The 14,028-nt window shown below is 49.0% G+C and carries 6 protein-coding genes; 3 read left to right on the top strand and 3 right to left on the bottom strand.

Annotated features, from left to right (window positions below):
- The first annotated feature begins 5 nt into the window (after positions 1 to 5).
- The 3 genes from B5D63_RS34950 (at position 6) to B5D63_RS07435 (ending at position 4,871) form a co-directional block, all read left to right on the top strand.
- The gene (locus B5D63_RS34950; RefSeq protein WP_159455923.1) at positions 6 to 176 is read left to right on the top strand and encodes a hypothetical protein; all 171 of its coding nucleotides are present in this window, start codon (positions 6 to 8) and stop codon (positions 174 to 176) included.
- Complete coding sequence (locus tag B5D63_RS07430) at positions 173 to 3,346, top strand: beta-L-arabinofuranosidase domain-containing protein (RefSeq protein ID WP_078668080.1); 3,174 nt, start codon at positions 173 to 175, stop codon at positions 3,344 to 3,346. Before B5D63_RS34950 ends, B5D63_RS07430 begins: the two co-directional genes overlap by 4 nt.
- A 112-nt stretch (positions 3,347 to 3,458) precedes the next feature.
- Positions 3,459 to 4,871 (top strand): sialate O-acetylesterase, encoded by a 1,413-nt coding sequence (locus B5D63_RS07435; RefSeq protein ID WP_235021478.1) that lies wholly within the window; start codon positions 3,459 to 3,461, stop codon positions 4,869 to 4,871.
- Positions 4,872 to 4,883: 12 nt separating this feature from the next.
- On the opposite strand, the gene B5D63_RS07440 is transcribed toward B5D63_RS07435, so the two are convergent.
- From B5D63_RS07440 to B5D63_RS07450, 3 genes are all read right to left on the bottom strand, one after another.
- A complete protein-coding gene (locus B5D63_RS07440) occupies positions 4,884 to 6,422 on the bottom strand; it encodes a glycoside hydrolase family 43 protein (protein ID WP_078668082.1) in 1,539 nt (512 codons plus the stop codon).
- Between the two features lie 92 nt (positions 6,423 to 6,514).
- The gene (locus B5D63_RS07445; protein WP_078668083.1) at positions 6,515 to 8,872 is read right to left on the bottom strand and encodes a family 43 glycosylhydrolase; all 2,358 of its coding nucleotides are present in this window, start codon (positions 8,870 to 8,872) and stop codon (positions 6,515 to 6,517) included.
- Positions 8,873 to 9,037: 165 nt separating this feature from the next.
- On the bottom strand, positions 9,038 to 13,918 hold the full coding sequence (locus B5D63_RS07450; protein WP_159455924.1) for an RICIN domain-containing protein: 4,881 nt from the start codon (positions 13,916 to 13,918) through the stop codon (positions 9,038 to 9,040).
- Positions 13,919 to 14,028: the final 110 nt, after the last annotated feature.

Consider the following 14,028-nt stretch of genomic DNA (forward strand, 5'->3'; position numbering starts at 1 on the left):
TGCTTATGGAAAAGGGAGCAATTGACGTGGTGGCGCCGGCAGCCATTGCCCCGGGCGAAAGAAGGAGAGGAGCGGGTGTTGATGGAACAGCTTCCCTGGCTTTACTAAGCCTGTGTTCCGGCAACATGCTCGTAAAAAACAATACTGTAAAACGACGTTATAAGAAAACAGAATGAACAACAGGTGCTTGTATATTTTGATCGTATTGATGATGATCCGTCATATCTGCATGGCACAGGCAGATAAGGTGACATTAAAAGCAGACACTGTGCCCACTTTCCCTGATCCTCCGGTGGAGTTTAATGTACAGCGTAATGATATTCCTCACGGGAAAATGACAGTGGTGCAATATCTGTCAAAAACGCTTGGCAAACGCCGGGAACTAAGTGTATATACGCCGCCGGGTTATACTGCTGACAGAAGATATCCTGTGCTGTATTTGTTGCATGGTGTTGGGGCCGACTATCGGCAATGGACGGAGTGGTGCCAGGCGGATAATGTGGTAGATAACCTTATTGCAGCGGGTAAAATGCAGCCGGTGATAATGGTTTTCCCTAACTGCGATACCCGGTTGACGGTAACGGATACGGCCGCGTCCAGCCGGTCGGGGAGAGCGGACGGATTTGAAGGTTATGGAAAATCATTTGAAGAGGATTTGGTGAAAGATATCATCCCTTACATCGATTCGCATTATTCCACTATCAGCGACCGCGAGCATCGTGCCCTGGCAGGCCTGTCAATGGGAGGCGGACAGTCCTTAAATATAGGCTTGTATCACCTGGAAACATTTGCCTATGTAGGCGGCTTTTCTTCGGCGCCTAACACCAACAAGTTTGGCGGCATGTATACAGATGTTGAATTTATTCCGGACAGGAAAGCTGCCCGGGAAAAGTTGAAACTGCTCTGGATAGGGTGCGGTAATAAAGATGGCCTTTTCAGGATCAGTGAAAAAGCTCATCAATACCTCAACGAAATCGGTATGCCCCACGTCTGGAACGTAGATACTAACGGGCACGACAATACTGAATGGGACCGTAACCTTTATTTGTTCGCTCAACGGATTTTTATACAGCACCGGCCAGGGGCATTACAGGCTTTTGCACCGGGCCGGGTCCGGCTGTTGCCGGGACCTTTCCTGGATGCCCGGAGCACAGATGAAAAGTATATTCTGTCTCTGGACCCGGACCGTTTGTTGGCTCCTTTTCAAAAAGACGCTGGTATCCCTGTAAAAAAGGAAAACTATGGTAACTGGGAGAGCGGGGGACTGGATGGACATATCGGTGGACATTACCTGTCGGCGCTTTCGCTGATGTTTGCCGCAACCGGAAAGAAAGTTTTTCTCCACCGGCTACATTATATGCTTGACCAATTGGAACAGTGTCAGCTGAAGAACGGTAATGGATACCTCGGCGGTATTCCGGATGGGAAAAAAGTCTGGAAGGAGTTGGCGGAAGGTAATGGCGATGCAGTCACGAAAAGATGGGTGCCCTGGTATAACGTGCACAAAACAATGAACGGCCTGTTGGACGCCTGGACGCTTACGGCCAGCACGCAGGCCCGTGATATGTTATTGCGGCTTTGCCGCTGGAGCAGGGAGGTAACAGCCAATCTCGGCGATGAACAGATGCAGTTGATGCTGCAAACGGAATTTGGAGGGATGAACGAAATTTATGCTGCGGTAGCGGAGCAAACCGGCGATACCAGCTGGCTCTATATGGCCAGGCGTTTTACTCACCGCAAACTGCTCGAACCGCTTGGCAGGCATATCGATGCGCTTACGGGGTTGCATGCCAATACTCAGATCCCCAAAGTGGTGGGCTTTATGCGGACAGGGATGGTAGGGCATGATACCGCACTGGAAGACGCTTCGGCATTCTTCTGGAATACGGTGGTATCGCACAGGAGCATCTCTATAGGCGGAAACAGCGTACGTGAACATTTTCATGCTGCCGACAATTTCCGGTCTATGTTGGAAAGCCCCGAGGGTCCGGAAACCTGTAACAGCTATAATATGCTAAAACTGACCAGGCTGCTTTTTCTGCATAGTCCTGACCGTAAGTTTATGGACTATTATGAGCGCACGATTTATAATCATATTCTCTCCTCCCAGCATCCCAACGGAGGTTTCGTATATTTCACTCCCATACGTCCCATGCATTACAGGGTATATTCCACCCCTCAGCATGCCATGTGGTGTTGCGTGGGGACAGGGCTGGAAAATCATGGAAAATATACAGAACTGATTTATGCTCATTCGAATGACTCGCTCTATGTAAATCTGTTTATTCCCTCGGTGTTACAATGGGAAAGCAAATCGATGACGCTGGTTCAGGAAACCCGGTTTCCGGAGGAAGATGCCTCTTTGCTGAGGATAACTTTAAAAAGGCCACAGCTCATAACGATGGCAGTGCGGGTGCCGGGATGGATAAAAGATAGTATGACTGTTACTGTTAACGGACAACATGTCATCCCGGCTATGAGTGCGTCAGGTTATATGTTTATCCGCCGCACGTGGAAAAACGGGGACGAACTGAAAGTCCATCTTCCTATGGAAGCACGTACCGAAGGCCTGCCGGATGGCAGTCAGTGGGTATCCTTTTTGTATGGGCCTGTGGTACTCGCCGCTGCAACAGATACCCTCAATATGCCTGGGCTGCATGCGGATACCGGCCGCTGGGGCCACATTGCCCGCGGGCCCCTGCGGCCGTTGCAGGCTGCACCTGTACTTGAACTGGAAGGCCCCGGCCCTGTCAGGTTGCAACGTACAGGCCGCGCGCTGGAGTTTACTGCAAATAATCTTATCTCCGGGCCAGCCTTCCGGCAGCTTAAACTGGTACCGTTTTACCGGATACATGACAGCCGGTATATCCTCTACTGGGCTTATGCAGGCCAGGGAGACCGCCGTAAAGCGCAGGCGTCGCCGGGTGATGAAAGTCCACGCCTGGACAGCCTGACGGCTGACCGGGTGTATGCCGGTGAACAACAGCCTGAGGTTGACCATCAATTGGAAGACAGCGGCAGTAGTGCAGGTGTTTCGGGTGACCAGCACTTCAGAGTGGCACAACACTCGTTTGCTTATACGTTGCAGACCGCTGCTACAGGGAAACATCAATTGTATGTCCGTTACCGCTATCTAAATGTGGACGATTGTGGCAGTGTAGTCGTCGGAAACAAATGCCTGCTGGAACTATGCGGTCAGGCCGGCGGTGAAAAGAACGATCAAATCGCGGTAGTGGATATCCCCGGTCAGATGATTTCCGGGGGAACTGTAAAAGTAACTTTCATGGCCGCTTCGGGCAGGACCACGCCGGGTATCATGGAGGTCCGGCTCCTCAGGGCTTTGTAGGTTATTGACAATACCACCGGCTTTTCACTTTTTCTGATCTCGAAATGAAAAATAGCTGTTTTCCCTTCTTGTTTACCGTTTATAATTATAGTTTTTATATTTAACCAATAAGATGCTAACCGCGATGTTGAAAAAATACTTCCTTTACGGACTCTTTCTTTTTCTGCTGCCTACCGTACTCCACGCCGCTATCAGATTGCCGTCACTCGTTGGCAACAACATGGTGTTACAGCAAAACGACAGTGTAACTTTGTGGGGATGGGCCAACCCTTCCGAAAAAATTACCGTTTACACGGGCTGGGATAACAAAACAGCTACTGTCACCACCAGCGGAGATGCAAAGTGGGCTGTGAAAGTACATACGCCGGCCGCAGGAGGACCTTATGAAATAAGGTTGAAAGGCGCTAATGAGATTGTACTGAAAAATATCCTTATAGGTGAAGTATGGCTGTGCTCCGGACAGTCAAACATGGAATACAGCTACTATAATGGTATCCGGCAAATAGCCGCGGAACTGCCTGTTTGCAGCAACAATAATATCAGATTTTTTAACATCCCGAAAACTACGGCTGTATGTCCGCAGGATAACTGTCCCGGAGCCTGGGAAGTGTGCGACAGCAACAGTCTGAAGCCGTTCAGCGCGGTGGGGTATTTTTTTGGGGTGAAACTACAGCAGTCACTGGGTGTACCGGTAGGTCTTATCAACGCCAGCTGGGGCGGAACACCGGCAGAAGTGTGGGCGCCGGAACATCTTGTGAAAGACCAGCCACAACTTTCAGAAGCAGCCGCTAAGTTGGCCCCGGCCGCCTGGTGGCCGCATCAACCAGGCTATGCTTATAATGCGATGATAGCACCGCTGCTCAATTTTAACATCAAGGGAGTTATCTGGTATCAGGGCGAAGCAAATGTAAAAACCGCGGCTACCTACGCTCCGCTGTTCACCGGCATGATACAGTCATGGCGGGATGCGTGGCATAAGCAGCTCCCCTTTTATTATGTTCAGATAGCGCCGTTTACCTACGAAAAGGAAAATGAGGCGGCACTGCTTCGTGAGGCACAGACCCGCAGCAGCGCCCTTTCCGGCACCGGAATGGTAGTAGTGTACGACGTGACAGACAACGTAAAGGACATTCATCCGCAAGATAAAAGAACAGTAGGTAACAGGCTTGCCAATTGGGCGCTCGGAGAGAACTACGGTAAAACCGGATTTACCTGGAAAAGTCCCTCATTTAAAGCAATAAGCATCCGCAAAAACAAAGCGGTGCTCCGTTTCAGTAACGTCCCCACCTCTCTCCGGATTAATGGCAAAGTACCGGTGGCGCTATACGTGGCCGGTGCCGACAAAGTTTTCCATGAAGCATCCGCGAAGGTGGAAAAAGATGCACTGATTGTATGGAGCCATAAAGTAGAGAAGCCGGTATCAGTGAGATATGGCTTCTCCAACACAGCGATCGGTAATATTTTTTCTTTAGAAGGTTTACCTGTCGGTCCTTTCCGTACGGATAGCTGGCCCATTGCGCAGTAAATAAAAAGAGGACTAATGGCTGTAATCGTATCGAAACCAATCGATATCCACATATCCCTTGTCTTCCTGCGTGTTGAAATTAAAAATTCCTATACGGTCTCCCCGGTAGCTGCCCCAGGTCAGTTGATAAGTACTTCCCAACGGCTTATAGGATTTTCCGTCAGTACTGAAAGCATATTGACTGATACCGTTGGAGTCCCATGAAGACCGGAGCCAGATAAATTTTTCACCGACGGTGATACCCGAAGTGGTCTTTCCGTTGTTGTCATATACTAAAGTCCGTACGCCTTTCTCCTGTTGGATCCCAAATAAGCTGTAGCTGGTGGTCGAAAAATGTGTTAATCCACTGAACTGGCCATCAGCCATATGGCTGATATCGATTTTTAGGGAGGCTACATTGTTGGGCGTACGCATGCTGCGTTGGGTGAGTGTGTTGCCTGCCCGCAGAATAACGCTTGTTTGTTTCTTTGAATGGATGGGCGTAAAAGCATACAGCCGGAGAAAACCTTTGCGCGCTGTAAACGACCATTTGCCGGGTCGTGGTTGATAGTTCCATTCCCATTGTACATTTAACTTTCCGGTATTGAACCCATCGCTGCTTTGAAGGGAAATTTTTCTTTTGCGGGATATGGGCTTTTCCCCGCTCCAAACCATACGCCCTATTGTGTCGGCGCCCGGCTTGCCAACGATCGGCCATCCATCGGTCCAGTGGACAGGTAAAAGGCTGGCAGGACGCCCTTCCCAGTCTCCGCTGCCATGATGGGTGAGAAAATACCAGTCGCCTGCCGGTGTTTGCAGTAATCCACCCTGGTTAGGCTCTCTGTCAAGTTTTTGATCAACATGATTTAATTGCCTGATTTCCCGCGGACCGTAGATGCTTTCGGAACGTGCCATCATCATCACGCGGCCTTCCGTTCTTACTTCGCTGAAATAATGGTAATATAGCCCGTTGATCTTATAGAGTTTGTTCGCTTCACTGCCGTGAGACTGATGTACGATGGAATCGGATTCCAAAACGAGGCTTCTCCCGTCAGGTGTCATCCTGAATAAATGAATGTTGTACTTTTTTTTATTTTTGGGGTCAATGGCGAAATTCGTAGCAATAAAATAAAGCTGGCCATCGTCATCACAAAATGAACAGCAATCGTCCCAGCCGTTTACATTCCATAGTTGGTGAACGGGTTCCCAGGGCCCGGCGGGATGGGTGGCGGTACTCATAAAAAAGCCGTCATCGGGCGTGCCAAAATACACCCAGAATTTGTTCTTATAATACCTGATGGAGCCGGCCCAGATGCCTTTGCCATAACAATTCATCCGGTCCCAGTTCATTTGCGGACTGATGCTGGTGAGGTCATCCACCACATGGCCGATGATTTCCCAGTTGATGAGATCCCGGGAGTGAATTACTACCATGCCAGGCGAAAACTGCATGGTAGAGGATATGGCGTAATAATCATTACCTACCCGTATGGCATCAAGATCGCTGTAGTCTGCGGGGATAACCGGGTTAACATAAGTTCCGTTTCCCTGGTCTCCCCAATTTCCATGCATTTGGGCGTTCGAACAGATACCTGATAATTGCCACCAAAGCAACATCGGTATAAATATGATCCGATTCATCTGAAAATTTGATCGTTTATTTTTTAGTAAATGTGCCATTCCCATATACCCTTGATCCCGCTTGATATTTTCACCCGTAAATAGCGCGCATTAATATTAAGATTGTCTTCGTGCGGCGACTGTGCCATTACCTGTTGATGCGTTCCACCGTTCTTCCAGGTATTGCCATCGACAGAGTACTCCAGTACATAAGCATGTCCCGCAGTTGGACGGACAAAATACACTTCGCTGCGTTTCACAGGTTGTGATTTCCCCAGGTCGGCAATCATCCAGGGGACTGAATCTTCAGCGGCGGCCATCCATCTTGAGCCATTTGCATGATCAAAAGCGAACCACGGGGAAAAAGATTCTGTTCTCTTAAACAAAGAATCCTTCATCGGTTGAATGATCATATCGGAGCGAACGCTGGATGTTGTTGAATTGACAACATCGATCTCTTTTTCTGACGGCGCAGGGTGAAGAGCGCCTGTTCCGCTGAGCGTCAGGTCTACGGGACGGATGGTCCCGTCGTCATTAAACTCCAGCTTATTCACATAGGTTTGCCGGTTAGTGCTTCTGCGGCCAAATTCCAGATAAGCAAAATAGTAGTTGTCGGTACCCGGTACATTAAATACGCAACCGTGCCCGGGGCCAAAGACGTGCCTTTCGTAATGGGTAGTGGCTATAATGTCATTATCGGGGAATTCGAACGGGCCCATCGGAGATGTTCTGCTCATGCCATAAGCATATTGATATTTTTCATCGCCACCCAGGGTGTACAGGTAGTAGTATATTCCTTTTCGTTTAAAGAAAACAGGGCCTTCAGAATACCCTTTCCGCTTTGTAATAATCTGAATAACAGAAGCAGTATCGATGGCAACCATGTTCCGGTCCAGCTTTGCTGCAAACCGGCGCTGCCAGAAAACATAGGGTTGTCCGTCATCGTCAATAAAAACTTCTGCATCAATTCCCTCCGGCCCTTTGTTGTTTTTGGATGGCAATAAGGTGGCCGGCGTGAAGGTTGCGGAAAAGCTGTCGATTCCTTTTGCCAGTTTAAATGGCCCGTCAGGAGAGTCAGCAACGGCCGGATAGATAAAGCCATTCACCGTTGGATAGATATAGTACGCTCCATTGGCAGCAACAGCCTTGCTGGGCGCCCAGTATTTCTGGCCGACAGCAGCCGGGAAATAAGTGCCTGAAAAGCTCCAGTGAACAAAATCTTTGGACTTCCATACCACCGGAGGCCCCGATGTTTTTAAGCCCTGACCATACCCGTCAGTTGTCGCATAACAATAGAAGGTCCCGTTTATTTCCTGGATGCTGGCATCGGCAATCATGTCCGGAACTAACGCATGGCCAAAGGGGTTTTTCCGTTGAATATTCTCTTTTAAATTTGTATGGTGATGCATAATACTGTCCTGTTTAAGTAGTCTGACAGCTGTTTCCTTCGATATTTCCAGCACGGTCCCATGAGACATTTTCAGGTCTGTTACTTTTCTTTGCCAGTCTTTTAAATTTTTACTCACAAATACATAAGCATTATCACTTTCAAAAGGATCTGTGAACATGCAATACCAGTCACCAATTTTTAAGACCGATGGGCCTTCATCGCCTGTTGATGGCCGGATAGGGCCGGATTCTTTTCCCCAGCTACCTTCCGGCGTTTTCCCGGTACGATAATAGATATTGGGTACCCGGCTGTTATCATCTTTTTTATAAAACAGGATGTACTTATTTTTGTCTTTTAAGATAAATGCATCTATCGGTCCATCGTTCCCGGGTGCGCCACCAGCAGGGGAACCGTTTCTGAATAGTATTTTCGGCTCGCTGAATACTTTAAAGTCTTTTGTGGTAACGTAGTATATTCTGCCTTCGGAGTCCTTTTTTTTCCATGGGCCGATATTGGAGGACCAGTAAATCATGTACTCACCTTTCAGATCGTTAAAATAAATTTCAGGCGCCCAACAATTGTTGGTACTGTCTATATTTTTACCAACTTCGATCGCTTTTTGCTGCTCCCAGTGAATCAGGTCCGACGACTCCGCATAGCCGATGCTTTTTCCTTTCCAGCCGGTGGTCCACACCATCCGGTAAATGCCATCTCTGCCCTGATGAATGGAGGGGTCACGCATCAATTTCTCCGGGCCTGCCTGCGGTGTGATAACGGGCCTGCCGGCATTCAATTCTTTCCAATGCTGGCCATCGGTACTCAAAGCCAGATGAGCCCCTCCCGCCTGCCCCGTAAAATAGGAAAAGAGCAAAAACTGTTTGGCGTTGAGGTCAATTTGATTTTGATGTGAAGTGTTGGTGGTGTCATTAGCAAGTAAAGGAGCAGTTGCTGTTCCTTTCACTTGTATGAATAAAAAAAACGCGAGAGAAATAATAGATTTTACAATTTTCATTCATGTTGTTTTTTTAAGGATAATGAAGTTAGACAGCCTAATGGCATAAAGAGCGCATACTTTCAGGCGTTTTCCGGGTATAAGGGCGGTGGCTGGAATGCCACCGTCCTTGTACCGAAATGACTCCTGCTATTCAATGGTGGAAGACTATTATCTGCCATTGAATTATTGTTTTACAATTTTTCTCGTAATGGACGTTCCCTGTTTATTTATTTGCAGATAGTAGGTGCCTGCGGCTAAACCACGGATGGAGATGGTCTGGGACCTTCCTGTAATCACCAGTTTTTTTACCGGCAACCCTTGCTGATTATATATGCCTGCAACCGTTCCGGATTCAATGCCGCTTACTTGTATGTTCAATACATCAGTAACCGGATTGGGATATACGATAACATGGGCTTTGCCTGTTTCGGGCGATTCATTTTCTTTGCCGAACAGGCCGGCAGAAGCTGCGCAACCGCCCAGGTGGTCGCCGTGGCCCAAATGGACTTTCACAGCATCTGAAGAAATACAGATTGTTTGATTATTATGGCAGACCATTACCTTGTTGCTATTGATACCGCAACGTACATCCAGTGTCTTAATGGTAACAGAATCGGTAGAAGAACATCCTTTACTGTCGGTGGCGACAACCGTGTATGCTGCCGCGGTATTTACACTGATAGACGGGGTGGTTTGTCCGCTGCTCCATTGATAACTGTACGGTGCGGCGCCGCCGGAGGTATTTGCAGTCACAGCCAGCGAGGCTGGTCCATAACCGGTATAAATGGTGTTCTTCGCATCCGCTGCGGGGCTTACCGGGTAGACATCAGGAATGTGTGTGGTTACTGCTGTATTTACGGTTACCGTAGTCGACGCGGTAGTCACATTGCCATATACGCCGGTCACGGTCCAGGTAATGGTTGATTGTCCGGTATTGAATGCGCCGCTTGCATCTGCTCCGATTCCTGTTCGTGAGGTAGCTCCACGTACGCTATACGTTATGGAAGCGGAGCCTTGGGTGTCGGCCGTAGTTAACGGAGGTACGGTGTATGCGCCTGACGGGTCGAAACAAAAGGACTGATTTGCAGGTGCGGCAGGTGGCGTATATGCAGTGAGCGCTACTTCTGCATCGCTAAGCGCCCTTTTGTAGATCTTAAATTCATCAATGGAACCATTGAAGACGGGATCAGAGAATTGAGACTTGCCCAGATAGTTTAAAGCGGTGCCCGTAGTAGTGCCCGCCGGCGTCAGTTGTGACGGCCTGATGTTGATGGCTGTATTGCCGGATGCCAAAGCGCCGTTGATATACAGCCGGGCAGTATCTCCTGACCGGGTTACGGCCAGGTGCACCCATGTATTTAACGGGAAAACATAAGGGGCGCTTACATTCAACTCTGTTCCTCCATTTTTAATGGCATAGCGGACTACCGATGAGTTTACGTTATTTACTGTGGTGGTGCCCGCCTGAACTGAAAGAAACATATATTGTGAAGTGCTGTTACCAAAATCGAACACCCTCATCCAGTTGGCCATGGCCTCCATTTTTACCCACGCTGAAACGGTAAAATCGGATAACGTACTGACGATGCCTACCGGCAATGTCGCGTAGGCGTTGGCCGTACCGTTTAGTTTAAGGGCGCTTCCATTCTTTCCGGATGCCCTCGTTGCTGCGGCCGCCAATGTACCGTGCATTGCCCCCCAGCTGTCGATAGCGCGTGTTCCGCTGGTTTCATCAAATTTCAGATAAGTCATCTGACCTGTGTTTGGCAATGCCGCCACTTCCGGGCTTAGAGCAGTACTGTCTGTCGATGCAACTATATAGTAATAAGTTGTTCCATTATTGACCGAGGTGTCTGTAAATTTTGTATTACCCTGGTTGGCAATAGTGATATAAGGCCCGCCTGGCGTTTCCGAGCGCTGTATGTTGTAAGTGGAATTGAAGATAGCGTCCCATTCCAGGATGTTTTTAGCGTCGCCTGCAGCAACAGAGAGATTGATGGGGACAGTTCCCACGGGTACAAAACGGAACGGGAAGCTATAGGGAACAGGATCATTATCGCTTCCAACGATGTAGCTTATTTGATTTCCATTGATGTACCAATAGCCATTTCCGGCTGATTGCGCTCTTTGGATCGCATAGGACGTCCCGTCAAAGTAAATATTCATTGAATTCCAGGCATCCGAGTAGGGTGTGACGCTGCGGCCAAATTGTGCGCTCTCATTGATATAATTGCTAAAAGACGCTGGTGCGCTGAGACATATAATTTTATACCTGCCATTCCCTTGTCTGGTAACATTCCAGACCTGAAGCAGGGGATCGGAATCCGCTGTTGCAAAGGATGGTGTATTGGTGTTGTTCCTGGTCCATAATGAATCACTGTAGCGCGGCTGGAGGTAGTAATTCCCATCGGCCAGCGTATTCATTCCATAGTACATAGACGCCTTGTATCGTTTGATAGCATTTTCCAGAATGGCCACATAGCTGGAAACCTCCGTAACGGTCGATTGTGGGCTGTATGCTGACTGCGCATAGGTAATGCTGTCATTTAACTGTGCTTTGGCCGCTACCGGGAATTTACCCAGCTCATTAGTGGTGGTCACCACTGTGGTGTCACGTAGTTTTTGGGCTTCGGCTAGTTTTTTATGATAGACACTGTCCATTTCCGGCCCCGTGACCGGCGCTATCCTGAAGATCTGGTTGGCGCCATCCAGCCATCTGTTAATGGTCATTGTCACTCCATCCGCGGTATTGGAACCCGGGACTTCGAGCGATTTCTGACTTGGCTTTCCAATGATATTAAAAGTACCGTTTCCACGATCTCTGATCGTCCAAACCTGGGCCTCATCTGTGTCCGAGTAGGTTCGTTGTTCTACTCCTGCGCCATTTGTGGTGGCGTTACCTGCAATATCCATCGCTTTCCCGCTCAGCAGGTTAATTATTTTGTAGTCTGTACCTGATTTGGGCGTTATTATCCAATGCTGGTTAGTTGAAAAAGAATAGGTCTTTTGTCCCAGCAAGGCGCTGTCGGCGAGTGAACCGTTTTTCACTTCGACCGCCTTACCGCTATGTGTTGCTATAATACGGTACAGGCCATTGAGTGTTTGTGGTACGTATGGCGCTTTGGGAGTGGCAGCATCAGCGGGGGAGTCAGTACTTGTGCCGGCAGCGTTTACAGCGCAAACTTTATAATAATATATTTGCCCATTCGTTGCATGCTCGTCCACAAAGCTATTTACGGACAGGTTAGACGCAATGGTAGTATACGTTCCATTTTCCGAAGTGGCCCGTTTAACCGTATAGTGCTCCGCGCCGAAGGAGGAAAGCCAGCGCACCCGGACCTGGTTATCTCCTGCGTATGCATATACAGAATGTGGTGCTTCCGGTATGGTGATCACTCCTCCTTGTCCGCCCGTCACGCTTACATTACTGAAAGCAGATGTGTTCAACACGCCATTGGCCATAGAGCAAACAGCCAGGCCGATATATGCCTTGCCATTAAAGCCTGCAAATCTTCCTTCTACTTCTACCGCCCAGCTGGCGCCGTCCGGAGAGTAGTAGGTGGTAATCATATCTCCGATGCGCTCAATTTTTACCCAATAAGGAATACCCGGAATCTGCCTGGACTGTTTTTCCCAGTTGGCGCCGGCCCTTACTTCCGTCCAACCATGCATAAATGCCTCCCCCTTTTTTCCTGGAGTTACAGCTATCCATGCCCTTTGGGCAGATGAGGAAGTCAGGTCAGAACGGATCATTACCCCTGCCCGTGCATTGGCTGCGGTTCCTCCAACCGAATCCACCCTGGCGATGATGGAACAGTTCCCGGTCACTTCTTTATAAACGAAGTGAAAGCCATCGGCAGCATGTGTCCATATATCGGTGCCGCTTCCTCTTACAGTCCAGACATTATTGGTGTAGGAGCTGCTTCCTGCCGGTGAAGCGGTCCCGATGTCCAGGTCTGTCAGGCCGCCTGCGCCCACTTTCCCGGGTGCGGGAACAATCTGGGTTTGTGGCGGGATAACGGCTGTGGAATTGTCCTCGGACTTATAAAACCAGGTATATACAGGGTCCAATCGTCTGGGTATGTCCGTAAGCCGCTTCGATACATAAGCGGAACTTAGTTTTTTACGCACTATGTAGGCGCCATGTATCAGGGTGAGTCCCCATCTCCCTCCATCCCAGACACCGGTTTCATCGGTTAAATAATACCAGTCAGTAGGGCCGAAAGGTACAAATCCGATAGGCTCACCTGCGTTTTTCCGGGAAAAATATTCTCCTGTTGCAAGCAACCGGTTATCCAGTTCAGTATAAAGGTCCAGGCCCTGCTTCCATAAAACTTCTGCTGCAAAAGCGAGGGAAGACCACATGCCGTGTGAATGGCCCTGATCTCTGCCGCTTTCGCCATTTTGTCCGCTGGGTAGTGTATTTTTAAAACCGGTGGCGCCTATGTATCTCATCAGGAAAATGACGTGCGCCACTTTTTCCGGGTCGTCGGAAAATGCGGCGATAGCCGCTCCTGCTGCTATGCTCAGGGTACCTTTGTTGGCCGGACCTAAGGCGTAGCCGGCACAACCTGAAGCCGGCCAGTACACATTATTAAAAAGATTTTGTACCGCTGTGGTATTGGAGGTTGTCCAGCCGCCCCAGGTGCCCCTGAGGATGGAGGCGGCGCCGCCATATGCGTAGGCGAAATCTCCTAAGTCCAGATTCGACTCAATTCCGACAAATTGTGTTTGGGTATTTGCCCACGCCAGTAGAATATCCCTTGATTTTATGGCATAGGCTTCGTTACCCGTAAAATACCACATCAGAGACAGGTTAAATGCAGCGCTCATGTCGCTCATCCATTGATTGCGGTTGATATGGGGATTACGGCTAACCGAGGCAAAAGGCCCTTGCATAGTGTAAGTCAGTTGGGACTTGCCGTCTGCCGCGAGGATATCATAAGCCTGTTTCCACGGATAATCACCAGCCTGCACATGCGCCTTTAAAATGCCCAGATCTGAACCGGAAAGGGGAATGCCGGGATGCACAAAGGTTTGGGCCGTTGCCTTTGAGGATAACAAAAAGGTAAAGATCACTGCCCAAAAGCAGCTGAACCTGTAGCGCTTTGGTAAAATACCATTTGTAAAAAAGTCCGTCATAGGGTTTTATTTTTTGAGGGTTGAAAATTCGT

The sequence above is a fragment of the Chitinophaga eiseniae genome (genome assembly GCF_900167135.1).
Classification (GTDB): Bacteria; Bacteroidota; Bacteroidia; order Chitinophagales; family Chitinophagaceae; genus Chitinophaga; species Chitinophaga eiseniae.

Coding starts and splice junctions, on each gene's coding strand:
- B5D63_RS34950 (WP_159455923.1), top strand. CDS start 6: ATGGAAAAGGGAGCAATTGACGTGGTGGCGCCGGCAGCCATTGCCCCG.
- B5D63_RS07445 (WP_078668083.1), bottom strand. CDS start 8,872: ATGAAAATTGTAAAATCTATTATTTCTCTCGCGTTTTTTTTATTCATA.
- B5D63_RS07440 (WP_078668082.1), bottom strand. CDS start 6,422: ATGCATGGAAATTGGGGAGACCAGGGAAACGGAACTTATGTTAACCCG.
- B5D63_RS07430 (WP_078668080.1), top strand. CDS start 173: ATGAACAACAGGTGCTTGTATATTTTGATCGTATTGATGATGATCCGT.
- B5D63_RS07435 (WP_235021478.1), top strand. CDS start 3,459: ATGCTAACCGCGATGTTGAAAAAATACTTCCTTTACGGACTCTTTCTT.